Genomic DNA, 23,149 nt, shown 5'->3' on the forward strand with positions numbered 1-23,149 from the left:
CCCGTGCGGCCGGGCACCGACCATCGGCTTGCCGAGCACGGCCCGTTGCCGCGCGGGGCGTCGGCGCGACAAACGGTGAACCCGGTGGCGATGGCGATCATCGCCACCACGTTTACCGCTGGTGGGGAGCCGGCGGACGAGCCGCTGCACGCCCGCCGCGCTACCGGGCCCGCGCGTGCGCTTTCAGGGCCGAGTGCACCCACGTGGAGATCGGCGGGTCACCAGGTAGGTCCCTGAGGTCGACGGCTGCCCACCGGGCCTCGGCGATCTCCCCATTCGGAGAGACCTCGCCCGAGATCGCGTGTAGGCGGACGATCTTCAGGTGGCCCTGTTTGCCCCCGCTGGTGGTCAGGTGCTCCTCCAGGACGAGCGCGACCGGTTCCACCTCAAGGCCCAGTTCCTCGATGCACTCACGCCGAGCCGCTTGCTCCGGGGTCTCCCGGGTTGGCTGGTATCCGCCTCCAGGCAGGCTCCACAGGGACCGGTCGCCGTAGCTGTGCCGGACGAGGAGCACTCGGTCGGAGTCGGCCGGGTGAATGATCAGCGCTTTCACGCCGTGGGTGGTCGGCTTCGCGATCCGCCAGTACGCCTTACGGATGCGGTAGAGCAGTCTGAACGCAAGCGGCGAGATCCTCATCGGGAGGCTCTGGGGGTCACTCGGTCGCACGGGGTCAGGAACATGCGCGCTCCACCGCGTCGGCGAGGGCCTCGTCGTCGGCGGATCCGACGCAGCGCAGGTCGAGCAGGAGGTATCCGTCGCGGACGCGGCCCACCACGCAGGGGTGTGACTGGCGCAGTACCCCGGCGAGCCCCGCCGGCAGCCGGACGGCCCAGCCCGGCAGTCGCAGACCCGGCGCCGATCCACCGCCGACGACTCCGTCGCTGGGGACGACGGTCGCGGCGATGCCCTGTCGAGCGAGCCGGGCGGCCAGCTTGGTGGCGCGTTCGCGCAGTTCCCACCCGTCGGCGTGCAGCGCGGCGACGGTGGGGTTGGTCGGCCGGCGCAGAGTGGCCTCCAACGCGGCAAGCGTCAGCTTGTCGACCCGCAGGGCCCGCGCGATCGGGTGGTGGCGCAGCCGCTCGATCACGTCATGGGCGCCGAGCAGAAGCCCGGCCTGCGGCCCGCCGAGCAGCTTGTCACCGCTGGCGGTGACGACAGTGGCACCCTCGCGCAGCCAGGTGGCAGCGTCCGGCTCGCCGGGGATCAGGGGTTCCGGACGCAGCAGCCCGGACCCGATGTCGGCGACCACCGGGGTGGGCAGGCCGGCCAGGGCGGCGACGCCCACGCTTGAGGTGAAGCCCTCGATCCGGAAGTTTGACGGGTGGACCTTGAGGATGAACCCGGTGTCCGGCGTGACCGCATCGGCGTAGTCGCGCAGGTGCACGCGGTTGGTGGCGCCGACTTCGCGCACCACCGCACCGGTGGCGGCCAGCAGCTCGTGCAGCCGGAAGCCGTCGCCGATCTCCACCATCTCCGACCGAGCCACGATGATCTCCCGGCCGGCCGCGAGCGCCGTGGCGACCAGCACGAGGGCGGCCGCGCCGTTGTTGACGACGTGCACGTCGCCAGCCCCGGGGACGGCCGCCCGCAGGGCCTCCATGGTGCTGCGGCCACGGCGGGCCCGGGCGCCTGTGGTCACGTCGTACTCGATGTCGACGTATCCGGCGGCCTCGGTGATCGCCTCGACGGCCGCCTCGGACAGCGGCGCTCGGCCGAGGTTGGTATGCAGCACCACGCCTGTCGCGTTGATCACCCGGCGCAGCCGGGTGGGCGCCTGCGGCAGCGCGGCGAGCGCCGCCGGCAGGACGTCGGCCGGTTCGATCCGGCCGGCCCTGGCCAGCTGCTGCGCGTCCCGAACCGCCCGCTTCACCATGTCGGCGCCGAACAACCGGGACGCCTCGGACAACCGGGAGTCGGCGAGCAGAGTGTCGGTACGAGGGATACGCCGGCGCGGGTCGCCGGTCACCTGACCCCCACTGTGTGCTCGCCGTCGACTCGAACCGGCTCGCCGGTCAGCCGTATCGATTCAATGATCAGGTCCATCGACGATCCCCCGTTGATCTCTGCACAGGTGGACAGGAATCGATGAAGCCTAGTTCGGTGGCCGGCCGGCGGGGAACCGCTCGCGGCGGACATCGAGACGTTCGCGCAAATCGCGGATCACCCTTGCATTCGGTACCGACCTACAGGCTTACCGTCAGATCGACGGACGTGCCCGCAGGGAGGCCGGCAGTGATGTTCGTGGTTGCCACGGCAGGGCACGTCGACCACGGCAAGTCGACGCTCGTTCGCGCGCTGACCGGCACCGAGCCCGACCGCCTGGCCGAGGAACGTCGGCGCGGCATGACAATCGACCTCGGGTACGCGTGGACCACCCTGCCGTCCGGCGCGCACCTGGCGTTCGTCGACGTACCGGGGCACGAGCGGTTCGCCACCAACATGCTCGCCGGCGTCGGTCCGGTCCCCGCCGTCCTGTTCGTGGTCGCCGCCGACGAAGGCTGGCGCACCCAGTCCAGTGAGCACCTGGCCGCGCTCGACCTGCTCGGCGTCCGGCACGGGGTGCTCGCGGTGACCCGGGCCGATCTGGCCGACCCCGGCCCGGCGATGGCACAGGCCCGGGAACGCCTGGCCGCTTCCCGCGTCGGGGAGGTCGAGGCGGTTGCCGTGGACAGCGTCCACGGCACCGGCCTGCCCGAACTGCGCGCCGCGCTGGACCGGCTCACCGCGCGGCTACCGGCGCCGGACCGGGCCGCCGACGTACGGCTCTGGATCGACAGGGTGTTCACGATCGCCGGGGCCGGCACCGTGGTGACCGGGACACTGCCCGCCGGCACGCTGCGCGTCGGCGACGACATGCGGCTCGTGCCGACCGGTGGCCGGGTGCAGATCCGTGGGATCGAGGTGATGAAGCGGGGGTGCGACGAGATCGGCGGGGTGGCCCGCGTCGCGGTGAATCTGCGGCGGATCGGCCGGGACGCCGTCCGTCGCGGTCACGCCCTGGTCACCCCGGACCGGTGGCCGGCGGCCCGGGTGATCGACGGCCGGGTCAGCGGCGGGTTCGCCGCCAACGAGTTTCCACGGGAACTGATCCTGCACGTCGGCACGGCGGCCGTGCCGGTGCGGGTCCGCCCGTTCGACGACGACCACGTACGCCTGCAACTGGCCCTTCCACTGCCGCTGCGGATCGGCGACGTCGCGCTGCTACGCGACCCCGGCCAGAAGCTGCTGGTGGCCCGGTTCCTCGTGCTGGACGTGCTCCCGCCGCAGCTCGGGCGACGGCGGGGCGCTGCGGACCGAGCCGCCGAACTGGTCCACTACCGTGGTGTGCCGGACGCGGCCGAGGAGGTGGGGCGCCGGCACCTGGTGCGCCGTACCACGCTTCGCGCCATGGGGGTCACCGCGCTGCCGGAGCCCACAGTGGCCGACTGGGTGGCCGACCCGCAGTGGTGGGCGCAGGCGGGGCAGCGGCTGCGGGCCGCCGTGGAACGCCACGCCGACGAGCATCCGGCCGACCCCGGGATGCCGCTGGAGACGGCCCGCCAGGCGATCGGCCTGCCCGCCCGCGAGCTGGTACGGGCGCTGGTCGCGCCGCCGCTCCGGCAGCACGCCGGCAAGCTGTACGGCAGCCGGGTGGCGCCCACCCTGCCGGAACCGTTGCGCGACGCGGTTCGGCACATTCACGAGGACCTCGGCCGGGATCCGTTCCACGCACCGGACGCCGACCGGATCAGTGCGCTCGGCGTCGACAGGGGGCAGCTCGACGTGGCGGCCGGCGCGGGGCAACTACTGCGCGTCTGTGAGGGGATCTTCCTGCTGCCCGGGGCCGACCGGGAGGCCGTACGCCGCCTGGCGAGTCTGCCGCAGCCGTTCACCGCAAGCGCCGCCCGCGTCGCCCTCGGCACCACTCGCCGGGTCCTCGTGCCGCTGCTGGAGTTGCTGGAACACCGCGGCTTGACCGAGCGCGTCACCGCCACCGAACATCGGGTCCGCCCGGGCAGGGAGAGCACATGACCGACCCGACAGTCGTGGTGACCGGCGTGGGCGCGGTCACCCCGCTCGGCCCCGACGCCGCCACCTGCTGGCAGCGACTCGGCGCCGGGCACTCAGGTGTCGTGGCGCTTGCGGACGACTGGGCCCGGGAGCTGCCCAGCCGGCTCGCCGCACCGGCCGACGTGGACCTGGCGGAGCATTTCGATCCGGTGGCCCGGCGCCGGCTGAGCCGGGTCGTCGAGCTTGCTGTGGTGGCCGCCCGCGAGGCCTGGCGGTCGGCCGGGTCGCCCGACGTCGACCCGGAACGGCTGGTCGTGGTCATCGGCACCGGGATGGGCGGGCTGCGGGCCACCGTCGAGCAGCACCACGTGCAGAAGGAGCGGGGTGCCCGGCGGGTGTCGCCGCACACCATCCCGATGCTCATGCCGAACAGCGCCGCCGCCCGGGTGTCCCTGGAGTTGGGGGCGAGCGGTGGCGCCATGGCACCGATGAGCGCCGGGGCCTCCGGCGCCGAGGCGCTGGCGCTCGGACGTGACCTGCTCCGGGCCGGGCGCGCCGACGTGGTGATCTGCGGCGGCACCGAGGCCGCCGTCCACCCGGTCATGTTGGCCGGGTTCGCCCAGCTGGGCGTGCTGTCACTGCGCAACGACGAACCGCGGCGCGCCTGCCGACCGTACGACACCGACCGGGACGGTTTCGTCCTGGCCGAGGGCGCCGGAATGCTCGTGTTGCAGCGCGCCGCGGACGCGACGACGCCGCTCGCCGTCCTGGCGGGTGCGGCGACCACCTCCGACGGGTACGACATCACCGAGGGCGACCCGGTCGGTAGGGGTGCCGCCCGCGCGATGCTGGCGGCGTTGCGCGACGCCGGTCTGGGCCCGGCCGACCTGGCTCACCTGAACGCGCACGCCACCGGCACGTCCGGCGGTGACCTCGCCGAGGCACGGGCGGTCCGGGCGGCCCTCGGCCCGGGCGCCGACCGGGTGGCGGTCTCGGCCACCAAGAGCCAGACCGGTCACCTGCTCGGGGCGGCCGGAGCCGTCGAGGCCGTCTTCACGGTGCTCGCCCTGCGGCAGCGCAGCGCCCCGCCGATCGTCAACCTCGCACATCCGGACGAGGCGGTCGACCTCGACCTGGTACGCGGTGCGGCGCGCGAGTTGCCGGCGTCGGCGTCGGCCATGTCGAACGCCTTCGGCTACGGCGGGCACAACGTGAGCCTGGTCTTTCAGACGGTCTGATCGGCCGGCATGCGGGGGCGTACGCGTACCTGGGCACCGTGACGCGGCACGAGGGTGATGTGGAACAGCCGCGGGTCGTCGGGCTTCGCGCGCACCGCGGTGACCTCCATGGTGCGCAGCAGCCGTTCCAGGACGATGGTCAGCTCCATCGTCGCCAGGTGCATCCCGAGGCAACGACGCGCGCCCGCGGCGAACGGAACGTACCCGAAGCGCGGCGGACGCTCGCCGAGGAATCGCTCCGGCCGGAACTCGTCGGGTGCCGGGTAGAGGCCCGGCTGGCGGTGCACCAGCAGGATGGCCACCATGACTGTGGTGCCTGCGCTCAGTTCGTATCCGCCGACTGTCATCGGGCGGCTGATCCGCCGGGCCACGTGGAACAGCGGCGGCCGCAGGCGCAGCGTCTCGTCGATCACCGCGGACAGGTAGTCGCGATCGTCGCGTGCCCTGGCCATGGCGTCGGGGTGGTGGGCCATCAGGTCGATCGCCCAGGCCATGCCCAGCGCGGTGGTCTCCTGCCCGGCGAACAGCATGCTCATCAACTGGTCGCGGATCTCGTCGTCGGTGAGCGCCGCACCGTCGGAGTGCCGGGCCCGCACCATGGTGGCCAGGAAGTCGTCGCGCTCGGGGTCGGGCTCCGCGCGGAAGGCCGCGATCTCGGAGTAGATGATCTCGTCGACCGCGGCGCGTCGACGCCGGTAGACCGACCACGGGCTGAGTGGGCCGAGCTCGCGCCGCAGCGCCGGCATCATGATCACCGCGTGCATGGGCTTGCGGAGCGCGACGAGCCGGTCGCGGATGGCGGCGACACGCACGTCGTCCCTGATCCCGAAGATGATCCGAATGATCACTTCCATGGCGATGTCCTGGGCGCGCGAGCGCATGTCGAGCGGCTCGTTCTTCGGCCAGCTCGCGATGTGCCGCTCGGCGACCCGGTCGATCTCCTGCGCGTACCGCCGCACGGCCTGGCGGTGGAACGGCGGCAGCATGATCCGCCGCTTGCGGGTGTGCTCCTCCTCGTCGGACAGGAAGATCGAGTGTGGGCCGACGGCCGGTTCGATCATCTCCTGGCCGGCACCGCCCTGAACGACATCCTCCGGACCGGTGAAAACCTGTTCCATCATCTCCGGCGTGGTGATCACCACGACGTCGCCGACGGCCATCACCTTTATCGAGAAAATCTCACCGAATTGCTTCATCGCACTACCGAGAAAGCCCAGGGGATCCGACTGCATACGCAGCGTCTGCACCATCGCGGGAATACGGGGGCCGGGCGGCATCACCATGTCAACGTCCTCTGTTCGTCGATTTCAATCGTGGTACCGTTCGTCGCATGGCAGCCGAAAACCTCCACTTCGTCCCCATCACCAGCAGCGGCGCGTCGTGCTCGCTCGAGGCCGAGGGCAAAGCGGAACGGTTCCGAATGTTGCGGTCATTCGCCGGTGATCTCGTCTCCCACGAAACGGGACCGGGTCGACTGGAATTGACGTACGCGATCGGTGGCACGCGTCTCGAACAGTTCCGTGAACTGATCGAGGGTGAGCGCCGGTGCTGCTCGTTCGCCACGTTCGCCATCACCGCCGACGCCGACCGGGCAACGCTGCTCATCACCGGTCCAGAAGCTGACGAGTTCTTCCGCTTCCTGTGGGACGCCGATCCCGCCATCGGGTGAAATAGATCAGCGGCACGATCAGGGCCAGTGCCACCACCGCGGTCGCGATCACGCGGAAACCCCACTGCGGCGCGCCCAGCAGGAGCAGGATCACGTTCACCACGGTCAGGCCGCCGGCCAACGCCGTCATCGGCCAGGCGGATCTGGACCCGCGCAGCAACCGGCGGTCGCGGCGGCTCAGGATCAGAAACGAGACCGGCAGCAGCACGAACACCAGCACGTAGCCGACGTTCGCCGAGGCCACGACGTCGACCACGTCACCCCGGAAGACCAGCAGCAACCCACTGATCACCAAGAAATCCCAGGTCATCGAGCCGATCGGGACGCCATACCGGTTGACCTTGCCGAACACCGGCGGCAGATAGCCGTCCCGGGACATCTGGTAGATGGTCCGCGACGAGCCGACGACGAACGCCTGCGCGCCCAGCAGCAGCGCGGCCACCAGCATCACCGCCACCACCCGGGCGCCGGGCTCGCCGAAGAGGCTGCGGGCGGGTTGCAGCAGGACCACCGCCGGGTCCGCGGTCAGGCTTTCCGTGCCACCCAGCGCCAACAGCAGAATCGGCACACCGGTGAACGCGACAACGCCGGTGATCGCGGCGGTTGCCATCGCCCGGCCGGTACGCGAGGCGGCGTCGCGCATCTCGGCCACGATGGTCGAGGCGATCTCCGCGCCGTAGGACGACCACGCCGCGACGAACGCCCACTTCACGATCAGCAACAGCGTGGCGCCGGAGAACGCCTCGCCGCCGGGCACCGAGAGCGGCACCAGGCCGTCGGCGCTGAGCAGTTCGGGCTGCAGCAGCGCGCCCACCACGATCACCAGTAGCGGCAGCGTGGCCACCACGCCGACGACCGCGTACACCCGGGTGGTGACCGACAGCGAGAAGTAGTTGGCCACGTAGATCGCCGCGATGAAGCCGAACGCCAGGGGCACCTCGAACCTTTCCAGCTGGAAGGCGTCGCCCAGATAACCGGCCGCCAGCACCAGGTTGACAGCGATCCCCGGCGTCCAGGCGAACCAGTACGCCCAACTGGACAGCCCGCCCAGCAGCGGCGAGACGCGGCCCAGCGCCAGGTGTGCGTACGTCGCGGTGCCGCCCGCCCGGTCGTGGTAGCAGTGCGCCAGCCTGGTGATCAGCACGCACTGGAGTGCGCCGATGACCGCTGTACCGGCCCAGACCAGCACCGACATGTTTCCCAGTTGCACGGCCATCGGGCCGAGCGAGACGGTGACCAGCAGTGCGGTGCCGACCGCGAGCAGGGCCGCCGACCGCCACGTCACCGTCCGCCTCAGTCCTGCGCCGCTTTCCTCCGTTCGGGTGCTGTCGAGAAGAGCGGACACCGAATCCCCCGTTTCATCGGTTGTGACGGCTCAACAGCCACGCCGCCGCCGCGTACAGGACGAGCAACATGGCGGCCACCGACACCAGCCCGGGCCAGGTGCTCGACCAGGTGGCGCCGTGCAGGAACGGCGCGCGTGCCGCCTCCAACAGGCGGCTGACCGGGTTGACCGCCGCGATCGGCTGCAACCAGCCAGCCAGAAGCTCGCGCGGCGCGTACGCCGGCCCCAGCACCAGCAGGAGGATGATCGGCGCCTGCATGATGGGAGCCGCCGCGGACGTCCCGGTCCGCAACGCCACGAAGAGGCCCCACCCGGCGGCCACCGCGCCGAACGCGACAGCCAGCCCGACCGACAGCAGCAGGTTGCCCGGGCCGGTCGGCCGGGCGCCGAGCGCGAGGCCGAGCAGCAGCAGGAACACCACAGCGATGGCCGCGCGCACAGTGGCGGCGATGCCGGCCGAGATCAGCAGGGCCGCGCGGCGTACCGGCATGAGCAGCAACCTGTCGAACAGCCCGGTGCGGATGTCCTGGCCGAAGTTCACTCCGGCACCGGAGCCGACCAACCCGGCCGCCTGCACCATGCCGAACGGCACGACGAACGAGGTGAAGTCGTTGGTGCTGAAGTTGTTGAGATCGGCGAGCCGGCCGAAGATGCCGAGCGCGGCCAGGAACAGGAAGGTCGGCGCGATCAGGTCGGGAATGACGCCGGCCGGCGAGGTACGCAGGTCCGCCATGCCGCGGCGGGTGAGGGCGAGCACCGACATGGCCGTCACCCCTCGACCCGGTGCCGCAGGGAACCGGCACAGAGCCCCGCACCGATCAGGCCGAGGACGGCCAGCGCGACGAGCGCCTTCACCGTGGTGGCGGTTGTCACGCCGCCGATCCACGGTTCGTGCAGGGCGTCACTCACGTAGGTGAGCGGGTTGAACCGGGCGATCGTGTCGAGCGGGTCGTCGAGCAGGCGGCGCGGCACGAACGCCGACGAGAACATCACGAGCACGATGCTGAGCGGCAGCAGCGTCTGCACTGTGCTCGGTTTCCCGGTCCGCAACGCCACCCCGGTGGTGATCGAGCCCCACGCCACGGCGGTCAGCGCCTGCAATAGGAACAGGATCAGCAGGTCGGTGACGCGCGCCGGCCGGGCGCCGAAGACGAACGCGATCACGCTGAACACCACGCCACCGAGCAGGCCGAGCAGGCCGATGCCGGCCAGCCGGCCGAGCAGCAACTGACCGCGTGGCACCGGGCTGAGCAGCAGCCGGTCGATGAACCTGACCTGGATGTCGACGATCTGCGCGATGCCCCCGATCACGCCCGCCATCACCGCGGACAACAGCATGTCGCCGCCGATCTGGTAGTCGAACATGCCGTAGCCGGCCGGGAAACCGGGCAGGTGCCGCAGGCTGGCCGCGCCGCCGGAGTAGGCCACCAGGAAGATCGTCGGCAGCAGCAGCACCGGGGCCAGGAACTGCGGCCGGCTGAGCGTCTGCCGCGCCGAGCGGCGGGCCAGGGCGGGCAGCGCGTCCAGGTCAGCCACGCGTCACCGCCTTCATGGCGGCCGGCTGGTGCGTGCCCTCCAACTGCCGGCCGGTGTGCGCCAGGAAGACGTCCTCCAGGCTGGGCCGGTGCACCTGCATGCCGCGTACGGTGACGCCGGCCTGTTCGAAGACCCGGATGATCGCCGCGATGTCGGCCTCGTCCTTGTCGAGCTCCACTGTGGCAGTGCCGTCGCCGGTGGACCGCAGCAGGGCGAGCGACTCCAGCGACTGGCCCAGGGTCGCCGGCAGCGGGCCCTCGGTGACCAGTTCCAGCCGGCTGTTGCCGGCGGTGGCCTTGAGCCGCTCGGGCGACCCCTCCACGACGATCTCGCCACTGTCGATGATGCTCACCCGGTCAGCGAGTTGGTCGGCCTCCTCGATGTACTGGGTGGTGAGGAAGACCGCCGCGCCTTCGGCCCGCAACTGCCGTACCCGCTGCCAGATCGCCTGCCGGCTCGCCGGGTCCAGACCCGTGGTGGGTTCGTCGAGGAACAGCACCTGGGGTCGGTGCACGAGCGCGAGGGCCAGGTCGAGGCGGCGGCGCATGCCGATCGAATAGGCGAGCACCGGCTTCTTGACGACAGTGCCGAGGCCGAACTCGTCGAGCAGTTCCGCGCCCCGTGCCGCGGCGGCCCGGTCCCTGGTCAGGCCGTGCAGGGCCAGGTGCAGGCGGAGCAGGTCGGCAGCGGTCATGGTCGGGTCGAGCGACAGCTCCTGCAGCGTGACACCGATCCGCCGGCGTACCTGGTCGGCCTGCTTGACCACGTCGAAGCCGGCCACCGAGGCGCTGCCGCCGGTGGGCCGCAACAGGGTGACGAGCATCCGGACGGTGGTGGTCTTGCCGGCCCCGTTCGGCCCGAGGAAGGCGAAGATCTCCCCGCCGTCCACACTGAGGTCGACCCCGGCCACGGCCTGCGTGTCGCCGTAGGCGCGGGCCAGCTTCTCCGCACGGATCATCGCAGCACCGTGGCCAGTTCGTCGACGGCCGCGACGAAGCGGTCCACCTCGTCCAGGGTGTTGTAGAGGTAGAAGCCGGCGCGCACGTTGCCCTTGGTGCCCTCGCTCAGCGAGACACCGCGGAAGTACGAGAGGGCACAGTGGCTCCCGGCCCGGACGGCGACCTTGTAGCGGCCGTTCAACAGCCGCCCGACCTCCTCCGGCGGCACCCCCTGGATGTTGAAGGAGAGGATGCTTGACGTGTCCTCGACGCGGTGCGAGCCGAAGACCTTGACGCCCTTGATAGAGGTCAGGCCCGCCAGCGCCCGCCCGACAAGCGCCCGGTCGTGCGCCTCGACGGCGGGGAAGCCGATCTTCCCCAGGTAGTCCATGGCAGCGGCCAGCCCGATGGCCTCGGCGATCGGCGGTGTGCCCGCCTGCCACTTGTCCGGTAGCGGGCTGAACCGGGAGTCGTCGATCACGCAGCTTTCGAGCGTCTCGCAGGTGCACTCGGCGGAGGTGTCCACGGTGCCGCCGCCGAGGATCGGTGGCATCAGCCGCTCGGCGTGCTCCTTCTTCATGTACAGCACGCCCACCCCGGTGGGCCCGAGCATCTTGTGCCCGGAGAACGCGAGGAAGTCGCAGTCCACGGCGCGGACGTCCACTGCCAGGTGGGGTACGGCCTGGGCGGCGTCGACGACGTAGAGGATGCCCCGCTCGCGGCACAGCCGGGACACCTCGTGCACCGGGACGACAGTGCCCAGGACGTTGGAGACCCAGGTCAGGGCCACCACCCGGGTGCGTTCGTTGAGCAGCGTGGCGAACTCGTCGAGGTCGAAGACGCCCTCGGCCCCGGGGTTGTACCAGCGCAGGCGGACGCCGTTGAGCTGGGCGAGCCGGTACCACGGTCCCATGTTCGAGGTGTGCTCCAGGGTGGAGAGCACTATCTCGTCGCCGGGGTTCAACTGCAGCGCCAACGCGACCATGTTCAGCGACATGGTGGTGTTGGTGGTGAAGATGATCTCCTCGTACGAGGCGTTGATGAAGGCTGCCACCGTACGCAGCGCGGCTTCGTACTGCTCGGAGGCCCGCAGCGAGGCGTCGTAGTTGCCACGGTGCACGTTCGCGCGATACCGGAAGTAGTAGTCGTTCATCGCCTCGACGACAGGTATCGGGGTCAGCGACGAGGCCACGCTGTCCAGGTAGATCTCGTCGTCGGCGAGGGTGGGGAAATCCTGCCGGATCTTCTCGACGGGCAGCGTCGTCATCAGTTTCCCCGTTCCAGTACGGCAAGCCGGCTGTTGATGATGTCCAGCGATTCCAGCCAGTCCGGCAGCGAACCCTGAGCCACCATGTCGCCGTCGATGGCCAGGATCGGCACGGTGTTGGCGCCCTGCTCCCGCAGCCGGCCCGCCAGTGGCAGCGGCACCTGCTCGGGGCCGAACGGCTGGTCGGGGTCGTAGAAGTGCACCTGCGCGCGGTCGCCGACCTTGCGCCGGAGGAACTCGACGAACTGGCGACTGGCGGCGCTGTCGTCGGGCCCGCAGCAGTCGAGCACTGCGATGTCAAGCATGTCGATCAGATCTCCTTGGAAGCCGCGCCGATGGCGCGATCGATGTCGCCGGCGATGGACCGCGAGCGAACGCCGTACCGGGTGGCCAGCTCGGACATCCGGCGGGCGTAGTCGGCGGTGGGCCGGCCCACCGAGTTTTCGAACAGTCCTTCGCGCGCCATCAGGTAGGTCTCCGCCAGGCAGGCGAACGTGTCCTCAGCCGCGGGCAGGTCGAAGTCGTGGACGCAACGGAAGCCGGGAATGTGGGCGAGGCCGCCCTTGACGACCGCGATGCCCGCCTGCGCGAACTCGGGACGGCGGCTCGGCGCGATGTTGTACGGTGCCGCCACGTCGATCACCACGGTGTCCGGCGTGAGTCGTTCCGGGGTGAGTTCGGCGGTGCGGTCGTGCGTCAGTGTCACCACGACGTCCGCGGTCTTCACCACGTCCAGGTCGGCGGTGAGGGTGGCCCGACCCTCCAGGTCACCCAGCAGGTGCCGGACCCGCTGCTCGGTGCGGCCCAGCAGGACCAGGTCGATGTCCTCCTCGGCGAGCAGCCGGGAGGCCGCGCCGCCGACCGAACCGGTGCTGCCCACCACCGCCACCCGCGGCCGGCCGCCGAGCCCCAGATAGTCGATCGCTTCGCGGACGTTGTCCCGCGTGACCGCCGCCGTGTAGCCGTTGCCGTTTGTCACCTTGACCTGTGCCGGGAGGTGGCGCAGCAGCCGGGTGCCGCCGCCCATCGCCGGAGCGGTGAGCGCACCCAGCCCGATCAGGGCGGTGCCCCGCTGCACGGCGAGCAGTGCCGATTCCACTACCGCTGTCATGCCCTCGGCGAGCATCATCTGCTCGGGCATCCGCACCGCGCAGACCACCTCGCCGAGCACCTGCTCCCCCCGGACCCGCACGTCGCCAAGGACGAGCGGCGGCAGGGTGCAGGCCTTGGCCACGTACTCCTGCTCGGTGTCGCTGTAGCGCCGCAGTAGGGATGCCGCCCGGATCGTGTCGAGATCGCGGATGTCGCGGGGGTGCACCAGGAAGCTGAACCATGGCCGCGCGGTGCTCAGGTACATGCGGGCGTCCTTCGTTCGGCGCGCGGTGAGAAGAATGCCGGGCCCGAACGGCCCGGCATCCATCGCAGGACACGCAAGATCATTTAGTGCCCATCATGGGGATGAGAACCATGGATCCGCGCAGCGTGATGTGACTGTGGCCGCCACCCAGATGGGCCGGCCAATTGATCAGGAAGGTGCTCTCGTAGAGGCTGTTGACAGGACGGCCCTCACGAAGGCCGGTGAGCTGGTCCCCCAGACTGGAGGCGATGCGGCCGTCTCAACCGCCGCTGGCGCCGGCCCATAAGGAGCCGGGCAGGAAGTCGAGCTTGCCGAGCGCGCGCCAGCCGGAGTAGTCCGGCAGCACCTCGCAGTCGTCAGTGGCGACGGCGCGTACGGGTGAGAGCAGGCCGGGGTCGTGCCGCCCCTCGGTGATCAGGTTGTAGAGCTCCGGGAACACCATCTGCACGCCGTAGCGCACGCGCAGGTAGTGGCGCTCGTAGTCCATGACGCCGAGGTTGGCCTCCGGGCCGCTGTCCGGGTCCAGCATGATGCAGACCTGACCGGATTTGATGGACTCGGCGCTGTTGAGCGGCATCTGCATGCCGTCGACGTCTGAGACGCCCCACAACCCGGCCAGGCGGAACATCACCTGCCGGTCGGGTTCGGGCAGAGCGCGTCGATCCGCGATGTCGTCCGGGCTGACCAGTAACTCGCCGTCCATCGTGCGGTCGACGGTCATGGCATCCCTCCAATCTCTTCTGGCAGTTCGCCAAGCCGTGTCGACCGTAACCCCGTACCCAGGTACCGCTTGCAACCCGCGATCCATCGACACACCCCATTGTGCGACGACGCCGTTACACTTCGCCTCCATAGCGGCGCGTACGACCGTGCAGGCCCGGTCGACGACCGAACGGGGGACGGACAGATGCGAGAGTCACTTCGGACCGGGGAACTGGCGAGGCTGGCCGGCGTCAACATCCAGACGCTGCGCTACTACGAGCGGCGCGGGCTGCTGACCCCGCCGGCGCGCAGTCATGGCGGCCACCGGCTCTATCCACGCGACGCTGTCGACCGGGTCCGCAAGATCAAACTGGCCCAGCGACTCGGCTTCAAGCTTGACGAGATTCCGATGCTGATCGACGTACCGCGCCGTACGCTGCCGCGCGGGCTGACCGAGCAGTTCGAAGGCAAGCTGGCCGAAATTGATCAACGGATCCACCACCTGCAGGAGATCCGCTCGCAACTGCTCGAGGTGGTGCGGGCGGGCTGCAGCAGCGTGACCGACTGCCGATGCGGCCTGGGGGATCTCCTGCACACCGCGGGTCACCACGCGGGCGCCGCGAGCTAGTACGCTGCCCGGCGGAGGTGTTCAGGTACCTGGTGGGCCTCCCCGCCTTCAAAGCGGGTGGGACGGGTAGTGCCCGTCCGGCGGGTTCGATTCCCGTCCACCTCCGCCAATCGACCAAACGACATGGTTCGATCGAGTCCGCTTGAGTTATGCTCGGTCGCGTCCGACTTGCGGCACACCGGGGGGACGCATGACGGGATTCCATGACGCACTGCAGACCGTTCTGGATAACGTCATTCGGCCGCAGGCGGCCACTGTGGACAGGGATGGGGCCTATCCTCGCGCCGGCATCACCGCGCTCGGCGAGGCGGGCCTGCTCGGGTTGACCAGCGCGCCGGAGGTCGGCGGCGCCGGCCTCGGCCTGGACGCGGCGGCCGAGGTGGTGGAGACCATCGCCGGGGTGTGCGGATCGACAGCGATGGTCGTCCTGATGCACTACGCCGCGACCGCCACCATCGAACGGCACGGGCCGCCGGACGTCCGCCGGGAGATCGCCGCCGGACGGCACCTCACCACGCTGGCGTTCTCGGAGCACGGCTCGCGGAGCCACTTCTGGGCGCCCCTTTCCACAGCCACCGCCACCGGCGACAAGGTCACCCTCAACGCCCGCAAGAGCTGGGTCACCTCGGCCGGCGAGGCCGACAGCTACGTCTGGTCCAGCCTGCCGTTGACCGGCGACGGCATGACGCTGTGGCTGGTGCCGGCACGGACCGCCGGCCTCGTGGTGGCCGGCCCGTTCGACGGCGTCGGCCTGCGCGGCAACGCCTCCCGCCCGATCACCGCGACGGACGCCCTCATCCCGGTCGACGCCGGGCTCGGCGCGGACGGCGCCGGGCTCGACCTGGCCCTGAGTGAAGTGCTGCCGGTGTTCACAGTGCTGAGCGCCGCGTTCTCGCTGGGGATCATGGAAACCCTGACAGGGCTGGCCACCGACCACCTCACCCACGCCCGACTCGAACACCTCGGGCAGACGCTTGCCGAGCAACCGGTGCCGAGGGCGTCCCTCGCCCAGGTGCGCACCCAGGTCGACGTGACCCGGGCGTTCCTGACCGCCACCCTCGCCGAGCTCGCGTCCGGCGGCCCCGCCGCCCCGCTGCGCGCGCTGCAGGTCAAGGCGGTCGCCGGCGAGACGGCGGTGTCGGTCGCGGGCGAGGTGATGCGGCTCGCCGGCGGTTCGGCCTTCCGCAAGGAGCTCGGCATCGAACGCCACTTCCGAGACGCGCTGGCGGCCCGGGTGATGGCGCCCACCACCGACGCCCTGTACGACTTCGTCGGCCGCGCCTCCCTCGGCCTGCCCCTGTTCGCCGAGGCCGCGTCATGACGACCGTCCTGATGGGCGCCGTCGCGTACGACCCCAAGGTCGTCTCGATCTGGAACGGGTTCCGCGCCTGGTTCGTGTCCGCCGGCCTGTCGTTCGACTACGTGCTCTACTCGAACTACGAGCGCCAGGTCGAGGACCTGATCGCCGGTCGGATCGACGCCGCATGGAACTCTCCGCTCGCCTGGGTCAGGGCCAGCCGGCTGGCCCGGTCCCAGGGCCGGTCGGTGACGGCGCTCGTCATGCGCGACACCGACCGCGACCTGGCCAGCGCCGTGGTCGTCCGGGCCGACGCCGGCATCACCTCGGTCGCCGACCTGCGCGGCCGCACTGTCGCCACCGGTGCCGTCGACTCGCCGCAGGCCACCCTGCTGCCGTTGGAACACCTGCGCCGTCAGGGCCTGTCGGCCGGCACCGACTTCACGGTCCGCCGCTTCGACATCGGCGTCGGCCTGCACGGCGACCACGTGGGTGGCGAACGCGACGCCGCCCGCGCCCTGATGGCCGGCGAGGTCGACGCCGCCTGCGTGCTCGACGCCAACCACCTGCTGTTCACCAAAGAGGGCGTGCTGCCGCCCGGCAGCACCCGGCTGCTCACCACCACCGACCTGTTCGACCACTGCAACATGACGGTGACCGGTGACGCGGAGCGGTTCGCGACGCTGCTGCGGGCGATGTCGTACGACGACCCGGCCGTTCGGCCGCTGCTCGACATGGAGGGCCTCACCTCCTGGGAAGACGGCCGCACCAGCGGGTACGCGCTGCTGGAGTCCGCCGTGACCGAGTCCGGTTTCTACGACGCCGAGGGACGGGTGACCGCAGCGGAATACCGGCCGTGAGACTCGACCTGGCCGGCCTACCGTTCGACACCGGTGGGCGCCTGCTGCTGCAGAAGGCCCTGGCCGGTCTCCCCCCGGGAAGTCGGGTGACAGTCACCGGCCGTGACCCGTTCCTGGCACTGCACCTGCGTGCCTGGTGCCGTTCGGCCGGGCACGGCACCACCCCGGCCGCCGCCGGTGCCGTCGAGGTCACGAAGGGGCGGCAGGACGCGGACCGCTGGGCGCGGGCCGAGCGGGCCGGTGAGCCGGGCGCTGTGGTCCGCCGGCCCCCGGCCCATTGGGGGCTTGCCGCACGCGGCGCGCGGCTCGAAGCCGGCGGTCCCGAGCCGGTGTACGACCTGGCCGACCGCGACATCGTCTGGGCCGACCTGGCCCCGCGCCTCTACGCGCACGCCGCCGCCGCGCAATGGGACCCGGCGACGGCGGTCCCCTGGGACACCGCGTTCACACTGCCCGCGGACGTCGAGGCGGCCGTCGTCCAGGTGATGACCTACCTGGTCGAGAACGAGCAGGCCGCCCTGGTCATCCCGGCCCGCCTGCTGACCCGGATCCATCCGCACTTCCGCGAGGTGGTCGGCCTGCTCGCCGTGCAGGCTGCGGACGAGGCCCGCCACGTGGAGGTCTTCACCCGCCGGGCGCTGCACAGCGGCGGCCAGATGGGCACCTCGTCGGCCGGCGGCCGGGCCTCCCTGGCGTCGCTGCTGGCCGAGCCCGACTTCACACTGGCCTCGTTCCTGCTCTCCGTCCTTGGTGAGGGCAGCTTCCTGAGCCTGCTCGCCTTTCTCGACCGTCACGCCCCCGACCCACTTACCCGCTCGGTGACCAGGCTGGCCCGGGTGGACGAGGCGCGGCACGTCGCGTTCGGCGTGGCGCACCTGGAACACCAGTCGGCGACGGACCGCACGATGCTGGGCCGGCTGCGCGATGCCATCGAACGGCGCCACGACGTACTCCTCGACACCGCCGGACTGAACCAGGACGTCTTCGATGCTCTGCTGCTGCTGGCCGCCGGCGACTGGTCCCCGGAGGCGCTGACCCGCGGGCACCGGGCCGTGCTGAAGCTGCAGGCCGACATGGACGAAACCCGCCGCCGGCACCTGACCCGCCTGGGTTTCCCCGACGACGAGGCGGCCGAACTCTCCGCCCTGCACACCCGCAACTTCATGTGAGACAGGCCCGCGCCCGCGCCGGCGGCGAGGTGGTCACCCACTCCCCCCGCTGACGGCCGCCATCATGATCAGGGTGCGTCGCCGCCGCCGACTCATGAGCGCGAAACAGGCGGTGAGCACCACCAACTCCAACTCCGCCCAGTCACCGGTGACCTCGACGCGGATCGGCCCGCCGAGTCGGCGGGGAAGGCGCACCGCGAGGCGGTGCCCGTCGCGTACCAGCTCACCACCGCTACGGCCGGGCATCCAGCGGGCCACCCCGCCGGGCCCCGGCACGTGCGACCGGCCCGGGTCGAGCCGGACCGGCACGCCGTACTCGCCCCGGGCGGTGAACCCGATCCGTCGGCGGCCGGTCGGTTCGACGGTCCAGCGGCCGGTGCCGGTGTGGATCTCACCGCACCGCCAGGTCCAGCCGGTACGCAGCGCAGCACGCGCCACGGTGTCGAGGACGAAGGCCCCGTCCTGTTTGCGTACGGTCAGTGCGGTCATCGGTTCGCCCCCGCCGGACGCGATCGGGGCAGGCCGAGGATGAGGATGACGCCGACGCTCAGGTGCAGCAGCGCGAGGGTCGCCTTCGCTCCCCCGCCCACACCACTGGGTGGCCCGACCACGAGCGACAACGCCAGGACCGCTACCGCGATCGAGGTCCACCAGACGCGGGAGCGGTCGGTGCCGCGTTCCAGCGCCGCGAGCAGCGCCCAGCCGCCCAGCGCCGCCACCGCCGCGGCCACGATGACCGCCGCCACCGTGATCTGCCGGGTCGAGTTCGCTGAGCTGACCGCCACATCGACGCCGGCCGCCGAGTGCAGGAGCGCGAACTCGGCCACCGCCACCACGATCGCGCCGGCCGCCACCGCGGCTCGGCCCAGGAGAAGTTTGTTGGTCATGGTCCGAGTGTGTGGACCGGGTCGGGCCCGACGCGTCGGCCCGGACGCCGTCGCGGCTACGTCTCCCGGCGGCGGGGCGTACTCCCAAAGAAGGTGGTCCGGCCCGCCGCGAGCCCAGTAGCCTGCGCGATATGGATGCGGCGACGTGCGAGGTCGAGCCGCCGCGGACGTGGCGTCACGTCCCGGTGGCAGTGACGACCGTGGCGATCGGCGCCCTCGTCGCGACAATGCTGTGGTCCGCCAGCCGGTCCAGCTCCGTCGACCTGGTCGGCGTCGACGTCGCGCTGGCGGTGGTCGCCCTGGCCCTCGTTCCGGTCGTCCTGCGCCGCCCGCAGATCGGCGGCGTGCTGGCCGGCCTGCTCGTCGCGCTCTCCCCGGTGGCCACGCCGGTGGCCAGCTTCGCGGTGCTGATCGTCGCCCGCAACCTGCCGTTTCGGCGGGCGGCGGCGGTGGCCGCGGTCGGCGTGGCGGGCGAGGCGGCGCAGGCGATCTGGCGACCGGTGCCCAGCCTGCCGTACGGGTGGCGGCTGCTGCTGATGACGATCGCGTACGCGGCCCTGCTCGGTTGGGGCACCTGGGCGCGGGCCCGCAACGCCCTGCTGGCGGCGCTGCGGGACCGAGCGCGGCGGGCCGAGCAGGAGCAGGAACGACGCGTCGGCGAGGCGCGGGCGGCGGAGCGCAACCGGATCGCGCGGGAGATGCACGACGTGCTGGCCCACCGGTTGTCGCTGCTGGCGGCGGCGGCCGGCGCGATGGAGTACCGACCGGACGCGCCGCCCGAGCGGCTCAGCGCCGCCGCCGGGGTGATCCGGGCCAGCGCACATCACGCCCTCGACGAGTTGCGCGAGGTCATCACCCTGCTGCGCAACGACGACGCCGAGTCACCGACCGACGCACCACCCGGACAGACCCTCGCCGACCTGCCGCGCCTGGTCGACGAGGCGCGGGCGGCCGGGCAACAGATCGAGGTCGACGACCCGTTCGGCCAGCCGGTCGAGGTCCCCCCGACGGTCGGCCGCACCGGGTACCGGATCGTGCAGGAGGCACTTACCAACGCCCGCAAGCACGCCGCCGGCCAGCCGGTCCGGCTGGTGCTCGGCGGCGGGCCCGGCTCCGGCCTGAGCATCGCGGTGAGCAACCCGACCACACCCGACGGCGGCGCCACCGCCGGCACCGGCACCGGCCTGATCGGCCTCGCCGAACGGGCCGCGCTCGCCGGCGGTCGGGTCGCCCACCAGGTCGACGCCACGGGTCGGTTCCACCTCACCGCGTGGCTGCCGTGGCCGAGGTGACCGCGCCGATCCGGGTCGTCATCGTCGACGACGATCCTCTCGTACGGGGAATGCTCACGCTGATGCTCGACGGCGCCGACGGGATCGCCGTCGTGGGCGAGGCCGCCGACGGCGCCACGGCGATCACGGCGGTGGACCGGCACCAGCCCGACGTGGTGCTGATGGACATCAGGATGCCCGGCGTCAACGGCATCACCGCCACCGAGCGCCTGCGGCGCCGCCACCGGCCACCCGAGATCATCGTGCTCACCACGTTCGACACGGACGAGCACGTGCTGCGAGCCCTCCGCGCCGGAGCGAGCGGCTTCCTGCTCAAGGACACCCCGCCCGAGCAGATCAGTCAGGCGGTCCGCGCGGTAGCCGCCGGGAACCCGATGCTGTCTCCGGGCGTGACGCGCCGCCTCATGCAGCGGGTCGCCTCCGGGGCCGAGTCCTACGAGCAGGCGCACGAACGGTTGGCCCTGCTCACACCCCGGGAACGCGACGTCGTGCTGGCCATCGCACAGGGGCGCGCCAATGCCGAGATCGCCAGCGACCTGCTGATGAGCGTGACGACGGTGAAGGCCCACGTCTCGCACATCCTGACCAAGCTGGACCTCGACAACCGTACCCAGATCGCCCTGCTCGCCCACGACGGCCGGCTCCTCTGACCCGCCTCGCCGGCTCGCCGGACCAGCGGCGTCGGCCGGACCAGCACGGCGAAACGGACCACCACCCCCGGCAGGGCGCGCCACGGCGTGATCCGCATCGATGGTCAGACCTGTGGGCCGGCGCCTCGCGCGACGGCTGGTCCCGCAAAAATCGGCATGGCGACCGCAGGGCATGCAGTGCATAAGATCCCTACATGCCCGGATACCGCGACTTCCAGTCAGACCTGAGGTTTCTGCCGACGCTGGTCATCGCTCCCGATGGGGACTCGATCGCCTACGTCGATGACGCCAACGGTCAGTTCAACCTCGTCACACAGGCACTGTCGACAGGCGCCACGCGTCGCCTGACCGCCGGCACCGACTCGACGGTCCGGCGGGTGGCCTGGCATCCCGGCGGTGAGTGGCTGTTGTTCCTCGCCGACGACAACGGGGACGAGAACACGCAGTTGCACCGGATCGACTCCGCCGGCGGAACCCCGGTGCAGCTGACCGACACGCCGGAGGTGCAGTATTCGGCCGCCCTCGGCGAGCCGTTCTCGCCCGACGGCCGGTTCGTCGCCTACTGCGGCAACGACCGGAACCCCGCCGACCAGGACGTGCTGGTGCTCGACGTGTCGACCGACGAGGTGCGCCGGATCTACACCGGCGGCGGGAGGGCCTACCCCGGGTACTGGTCTCCCGACGGATCCCGACTCACCGTCGCCGAATGGCGGACCACAAATGGTGACCACCTCGTACATGTCGTCTCCCTCGATGGCTCCGAGCCGCGCTCGTTGACACCGCACAGCGGGGTCGCGACCTACTGGTTGGGCCCGTGGTTGAAGGACGGCGACGGCTTCCTGGTCATGTCGAATGTCGACAGGGAGTTCACCGGGCTCGCGGTGATGGACGCGACGACCGGAGCCCTCACCTGGCTGGACACTCCTGAGTGGGACGTGGAGGAGGTCGCTCTCTCCGGCGACGGCCGGGTGCTGGTGTGGAACGTCAATGTCGACGGTTTCTCCCAACTGCGCGGACGCGATCTCATCACCGGGGCCGACATCCGGATGCCGGAGCTGCCCGCCGGCGCGGCTACCGGGCTGACCGTGTCCGAAGACGGGCGTTTCGTCGTGCTGCGGCTCTCCACGGCAACCCGTCCGTGGAACATCCTCCTGATTGATCTCAAGGACGAAGAGTTCAGGTGGCTGAGCGACGCTCGGCCGGTCGCCGCCGACCCCGCCACCTTCCGCCAGCCGACGTTGGTCCGCTATCCGGCGCAGGACGGCCGCCAGATCCCGGGATACCTCTACCGCCCCGAACGCCCCGGGAAGGCCGGAGTCCTGATCTCGATTCACGGCGGGCCTGCCTGGCAGGAGTTGCCGGTCTACATGCACGACGGCTTCTACCAGTATCTCCTGGCCCACGGCCTCGGTGTCTTCGCGCCCAACGTCCGGGGCTCCCTCGGCTACGGTCGCACCTACTCGGACCTGGTCAACCGTGACTGGGGCGGGGGCGATCTGACCGACCTCGCCGACGCCGTCGCCTACCTGCGTACCCAGGAATGGGTCGACCCCGACCGCATCGGCGTCATGGGTGCGTCCTACGGCGGCTTCGCGGTGTTGTCGTGTCTCAGCCGCCTGCCGGAGCTCAACTGGGCTGCCGGGGTCGACCTCTATGGACCGAGCAACCTGGTCACGCTGGCGAAGGCGTCGCCTCCGACGTGGCGTTCGTTGGTGGCCGCGGTGATCGGTGACCCGGAGACCGACGCGGATCGGTTGCTGGCACGCTCACCGGTGACCCACGCCGACCGGATCGAGGCACCCCTGATGGTCATCCAGGGTGCCAACGATCCTCGCGTTCCACGGCACGAGAGCGACCAGATCGTCGACCGACTGCGGTCGCGTGGCGTGGAGGTGCGCTACGAGGTCTTCCCGGACGAAGGCCACGGCCTGCTCCGCCGTGACAACCAGGCCAAGGCCTTCGCGGATGCCGGTGAGTTTCTCATCAAGCACCTCGGCGGCTGAGGCCGACCGAGCAGGAGCGGCCGCGCCACGCGAGCGGGACGCGGCCGCTGGCCGGATGGGAGTTTCTCGCCCACCCGCCCCGAACTCCCTGTCAGGCGATCCGGAAGGGGTTCTTGGTGCTGCCGCTCAGTGCCCCGGCGCGCACCAGTCACAGGCCTTGGCGACGACCGGCGCGGGCTGCGAGCCCGCCGACGACGGTGCGGCCAACTGGGGAACGCCGGCAGCGAGTGCCACGGCCAGAGTAGCTACCACGATGGTGATGCGCTTTCTCAACGGTCAACCTCCTAGGCTGGTATTCCCACGAACAGGGATGCTAGCCC

Annotated in this window: 24 protein-coding genes and 1 tRNA gene; 11 read left to right on the forward strand and 14 right to left on the reverse strand. The window is 71.2% G+C overall.

Annotated features, from left to right (window positions below; translation table 11 throughout):
- Nucleotides 1-160 precede the first annotated feature (160 nt).
- Nucleotides 161-637, reverse strand: a complete 477-nt coding sequence (locus AB0B85_RS01410; protein WP_357402291.1) for an NUDIX domain-containing protein — start codon at nt 635-637, stop codon at nt 161-163.
- A 34-nt stretch (nt 638-671) separates the two neighbouring features.
- On the reverse strand, nt 672-1,967 hold the full coding sequence (selA, locus tag AB0B85_RS01415) for an L-seryl-tRNA(Sec) selenium transferase (protein WP_357402293.1): 1,296 nt from the start codon (nt 1,965-1,967) through the stop codon (nt 672-674).
- Between the two features lie 269 nt (nt 1,968-2,236).
- Here selA and selB point away from each other — a divergent pair, with 269 nt between their 5' ends.
- Entirely contained in the window at nt 2,237-4,012 is a 1,776-nt protein-coding gene (selB, locus tag AB0B85_RS01420) for a selenocysteine-specific translation elongation factor (RefSeq protein ID WP_357402413.1), read from the forward strand.
- Nucleotides 4,009-5,229: a beta-ketoacyl-[acyl-carrier-protein] synthase family protein gene (locus AB0B85_RS01425; protein WP_357402295.1), complete on the forward strand. Its 1,221-nt coding sequence runs from the start codon at nt 4,009-4,011 to the stop codon at nt 5,227-5,229. Before selB ends, AB0B85_RS01425 begins: the two co-directional genes overlap by 4 nt.
- Here AB0B85_RS01425 and AB0B85_RS01430 read toward each other — a convergent pair.
- The gene (locus tag AB0B85_RS01430; protein WP_357402297.1) at nt 5,217-6,512 is read right to left on the reverse strand and encodes a cytochrome P450; all 1,296 of its coding nucleotides are present in this window, start codon (nt 6,510-6,512) and stop codon (nt 5,217-5,219) included. The genes AB0B85_RS01425 and AB0B85_RS01430 overlap by 13 nt on opposite strands.
- Before the next feature lie 47 nt (nt 6,513-6,559).
- On the opposite strand from AB0B85_RS01430, the gene AB0B85_RS01435 reads away from it, so the two are divergent.
- The gene (locus tag AB0B85_RS01435) at nt 6,560-6,898 is read left to right on the forward strand and encodes a hypothetical protein (RefSeq protein ID WP_357402299.1); all 339 of its coding nucleotides are present in this window, start codon (nt 6,560-6,562) and stop codon (nt 6,896-6,898) included.
- On the opposite strand, the gene AB0B85_RS01440 is transcribed toward AB0B85_RS01435, so the two are convergent.
- The 8 genes from AB0B85_RS01440 to AB0B85_RS01475 all read right to left on the reverse strand — a co-directional run bounded on the left by AB0B85_RS01440 (nt 6,834) and on the right by AB0B85_RS01475 (nt 14,062).
- The gene (locus tag AB0B85_RS01440) at nt 6,834-8,183 is read right to left on the reverse strand and encodes an APC family permease (RefSeq protein ID WP_357402301.1); all 1,350 of its coding nucleotides are present in this window, start codon (nt 8,181-8,183) and stop codon (nt 6,834-6,836) included. The two genes, AB0B85_RS01435 and AB0B85_RS01440, sit on opposite strands and share 65 nt — an antisense overlap.
- Nucleotides 8,184-8,256: 73 nt before the next feature.
- Complete coding sequence (locus AB0B85_RS01445) at nt 8,257-9,006, reverse strand: ABC transporter permease (protein ID WP_357402303.1); 750 nt, start codon at nt 9,004-9,006, stop codon at nt 8,257-8,259.
- A gap of 5 nt (nt 9,007-9,011) precedes the next feature.
- Nucleotides 9,012-9,779, reverse strand: a complete 768-nt coding sequence (locus AB0B85_RS01450; RefSeq protein WP_357402305.1) for an ABC transporter permease — start codon at nt 9,777-9,779, stop codon at nt 9,012-9,014.
- On the reverse strand, nt 9,772-10,737 hold the full coding sequence (locus AB0B85_RS01455; protein WP_357402307.1) for an ATP-binding cassette domain-containing protein: 966 nt from the start codon (nt 10,735-10,737) through the stop codon (nt 9,772-9,774). Before AB0B85_RS01455 ends, AB0B85_RS01450 begins: the two co-directional genes overlap by 8 nt.
- Nucleotides 10,734-11,984 (reverse strand): cysteine desulfurase, encoded by a 1,251-nt coding sequence (locus tag AB0B85_RS01460; protein WP_357402309.1) that lies wholly within the window; start codon nt 11,982-11,984, stop codon nt 10,734-10,736. The genes AB0B85_RS01455 and AB0B85_RS01460 overlap by 4 nt, the downstream gene beginning before the upstream one ends.
- The gene (locus tag AB0B85_RS01465) at nt 11,984-12,289 is read right to left on the reverse strand and encodes a hypothetical protein (RefSeq protein ID WP_357402311.1); all 306 of its coding nucleotides are present in this window, start codon (nt 12,287-12,289) and stop codon (nt 11,984-11,986) included. The genes AB0B85_RS01460 and AB0B85_RS01465 overlap by 1 nt, the downstream gene beginning before the upstream one ends.
- 5 nt (nt 12,290-12,294) lie before the next feature.
- Entirely contained in the window at nt 12,295-13,341 is a 1,047-nt protein-coding gene (locus tag AB0B85_RS01470) for an NAD(P)-binding domain-containing protein (RefSeq protein WP_357402312.1), read from the reverse strand.
- A 259-nt stretch (nt 13,342-13,600) separates the two neighbouring features.
- Nucleotides 13,601-14,062 (reverse strand): hypothetical protein, encoded by a 462-nt coding sequence (locus AB0B85_RS01475; protein ID WP_357402314.1) that lies wholly within the window; start codon nt 14,060-14,062, stop codon nt 13,601-13,603.
- Between the two features lie 186 nt (nt 14,063-14,248).
- Between AB0B85_RS01475 and AB0B85_RS01480 the strand changes: the two genes are divergently transcribed.
- The 5 genes from AB0B85_RS01480 to AB0B85_RS01500 all read left to right on the forward strand — a co-directional run bounded on the left by AB0B85_RS01480 (nt 14,249) and on the right by AB0B85_RS01500 (nt 17,997).
- A complete protein-coding gene (locus tag AB0B85_RS01480; protein WP_357402316.1) occupies nt 14,249-14,671 on the forward strand; it encodes a MerR family transcriptional regulator in 423 nt (140 codons plus the stop codon).
- A gap of 13 nt (nt 14,672-14,684) precedes the next feature.
- Nucleotides 14,685-14,780 (forward strand) — tRNA-Sec (locus AB0B85_RS01485).
- Nucleotides 14,781-14,861: 81 nt separating this feature from the next.
- On the forward strand, nt 14,862-15,992 hold the full coding sequence (locus AB0B85_RS01490; protein ID WP_357402318.1) for an acyl-CoA dehydrogenase family protein: 1,131 nt from the start codon (nt 14,862-14,864) through the stop codon (nt 15,990-15,992).
- Nucleotides 15,989-16,828, forward strand: coding sequence for a PhnD/SsuA/transferrin family substrate-binding protein (locus tag AB0B85_RS01495; RefSeq protein WP_357402320.1), 840 nt, complete (start codon nt 15,989-15,991; stop codon nt 16,826-16,828). Before AB0B85_RS01490 ends, AB0B85_RS01495 begins: the two co-directional genes overlap by 4 nt.
- The gene (locus AB0B85_RS01500; RefSeq protein ID WP_357402322.1) at nt 16,825-17,997 is read left to right on the forward strand and encodes a ferritin-like domain-containing protein; all 1,173 of its coding nucleotides are present in this window, start codon (nt 16,825-16,827) and stop codon (nt 17,995-17,997) included. The genes AB0B85_RS01495 and AB0B85_RS01500 overlap by 4 nt, the downstream gene beginning before the upstream one ends.
- A 33-nt stretch (nt 17,998-18,030) precedes the next feature.
- On the opposite strand, the gene AB0B85_RS01505 is transcribed toward AB0B85_RS01500, so the two are convergent.
- Nucleotides 18,031-18,486, reverse strand: a complete 456-nt coding sequence (locus AB0B85_RS01505; RefSeq protein WP_357402324.1) for a hypothetical protein — start codon at nt 18,484-18,486, stop codon at nt 18,031-18,033.
- Nucleotides 18,483-18,884: a DUF6069 family protein gene (locus tag AB0B85_RS01510; protein ID WP_357402326.1), complete on the reverse strand. Its 402-nt coding sequence runs from the start codon at nt 18,882-18,884 to the stop codon at nt 18,483-18,485. The genes AB0B85_RS01505 and AB0B85_RS01510 overlap by 4 nt, the downstream gene beginning before the upstream one ends.
- A 131-nt stretch (nt 18,885-19,015) precedes the next feature.
- On the opposite strand from AB0B85_RS01510, the gene AB0B85_RS01515 reads away from it, so the two are divergent.
- The 3 genes from AB0B85_RS01515 to AB0B85_RS01525 all read left to right on the forward strand — a co-directional run bounded on the left by AB0B85_RS01515 (nt 19,016) and on the right by AB0B85_RS01525 (nt 22,829).
- Nucleotides 19,016-20,176, forward strand: a complete 1,161-nt coding sequence (locus AB0B85_RS01515) for a histidine kinase (RefSeq protein ID WP_357402328.1) — start codon at nt 19,016-19,018, stop codon at nt 20,174-20,176.
- Nucleotides 20,164-20,826 carry a response regulator transcription factor gene (locus AB0B85_RS01520; RefSeq protein ID WP_357402415.1) on the forward strand — a complete coding sequence of 221 codons (663 nt, stop codon included), beginning with the start codon at nt 20,164-20,166 and terminating at the stop codon, nt 20,824-20,826. Before AB0B85_RS01515 ends, AB0B85_RS01520 begins: the two co-directional genes overlap by 13 nt.
- Nucleotides 20,827-21,020: 194 nt before the next feature.
- Complete coding sequence (locus tag AB0B85_RS01525) at nt 21,021-22,829, forward strand: S9 family peptidase (RefSeq protein ID WP_357402330.1); 1,809 nt, start codon at nt 21,021-21,023, stop codon at nt 22,827-22,829.
- Nucleotides 22,830-22,955: 126 nt separating this feature from the next.
- Here the strand turns inward: AB0B85_RS01525 and AB0B85_RS01530 are convergent, their stop codons facing one another.
- A complete protein-coding gene (locus AB0B85_RS01530; protein WP_357402332.1) occupies nt 22,956-23,102 on the reverse strand; it encodes a hypothetical protein in 147 nt (48 codons plus the stop codon).
- Nucleotides 23,103-23,149 lie beyond the last annotated feature (47 nt).

This window comes from Micromonospora sp. NPDC049044 (assembly GCF_040649215.1).
In the GTDB taxonomy this organism is placed as follows: Bacteria; Actinomycetota; Actinomycetes; order Mycobacteriales; family Micromonosporaceae; genus Micromonospora.

What these genes read in the sequence shown, in the direction of transcription:
- AB0B85_RS01410 (WP_357402291.1), bottom strand. Translation starts at nt 637, where the DNA reads ATGAGGATCTCGCCGCTTGCGTTCAGACTGCTCTACCGCATCCGTAAG.
- selB (WP_357402413.1), top strand. Translation starts at nt 2,237, where the DNA reads ATGTTCGTGGTTGCCACGGCAGGGCACGTCGACCACGGCAAGTCGACG.
- AB0B85_RS01425 (WP_357402295.1), top strand. Translation starts at nt 4,009, where the DNA reads ATGACCGACCCGACAGTCGTGGTGACCGGCGTGGGCGCGGTCACCCCG.
- AB0B85_RS01430 (WP_357402297.1), bottom strand. Translation starts at nt 6,512, where the DNA reads ATGGTGATGCCGCCCGGCCCCCGTATTCCCGCGATGGTGCAGACGCTG.
- AB0B85_RS01435 (WP_357402299.1), top strand. Translation starts at nt 6,560, where the DNA reads ATGGCAGCCGAAAACCTCCACTTCGTCCCCATCACCAGCAGCGGCGCG.
- AB0B85_RS01445 (WP_357402303.1), bottom strand. Translation starts at nt 9,006, where the DNA reads ATGTCGGTGCTCGCCCTCACCCGCCGCGGCATGGCGGACCTGCGTACC.
- AB0B85_RS01455 (WP_357402307.1), bottom strand. Translation starts at nt 10,737, where the DNA reads ATGATCCGTGCGGAGAAGCTGGCCCGCGCCTACGGCGACACGCAGGCC.
- AB0B85_RS01460 (WP_357402309.1), bottom strand. Translation starts at nt 11,984, where the DNA reads ATGACGACGCTGCCCGTCGAGAAGATCCGGCAGGATTTCCCCACCCTC.
- AB0B85_RS01465 (WP_357402311.1), bottom strand. Translation starts at nt 12,289, where the DNA reads ATGCTTGACATCGCAGTGCTCGACTGCTGCGGGCCCGACGACAGCGCC.
- AB0B85_RS01470 (WP_357402312.1), bottom strand. Translation starts at nt 13,341, where the DNA reads ATGTACCTGAGCACCGCGCGGCCATGGTTCAGCTTCCTGGTGCACCCC.
- AB0B85_RS01475 (WP_357402314.1), bottom strand. Translation starts at nt 14,062, where the DNA reads ATGACCGTCGACCGCACGATGGACGGCGAGTTACTGGTCAGCCCGGAC.
- AB0B85_RS01480 (WP_357402316.1), top strand. Translation starts at nt 14,249, where the DNA reads ATGCGAGAGTCACTTCGGACCGGGGAACTGGCGAGGCTGGCCGGCGTC.
- AB0B85_RS01490 (WP_357402318.1), top strand. Translation starts at nt 14,862, where the DNA reads ATGACGGGATTCCATGACGCACTGCAGACCGTTCTGGATAACGTCATT.
- AB0B85_RS01495 (WP_357402320.1), top strand. Translation starts at nt 15,989, where the DNA reads ATGACGACCGTCCTGATGGGCGCCGTCGCGTACGACCCCAAGGTCGTC.
- AB0B85_RS01505 (WP_357402324.1), bottom strand. Translation starts at nt 18,486, where the DNA reads ATGACCGCACTGACCGTACGCAAACAGGACGGGGCCTTCGTCCTCGAC.
- AB0B85_RS01510 (WP_357402326.1), bottom strand. Translation starts at nt 18,884, where the DNA reads ATGACCAACAAACTTCTCCTGGGCCGAGCCGCGGTGGCGGCCGGCGCG.
- AB0B85_RS01515 (WP_357402328.1), top strand. Translation starts at nt 19,016, where the DNA reads ATGGATGCGGCGACGTGCGAGGTCGAGCCGCCGCGGACGTGGCGTCAC.
- AB0B85_RS01525 (WP_357402330.1), top strand. Translation starts at nt 21,021, where the DNA reads ATGCCCGGATACCGCGACTTCCAGTCAGACCTGAGGTTTCTGCCGACG.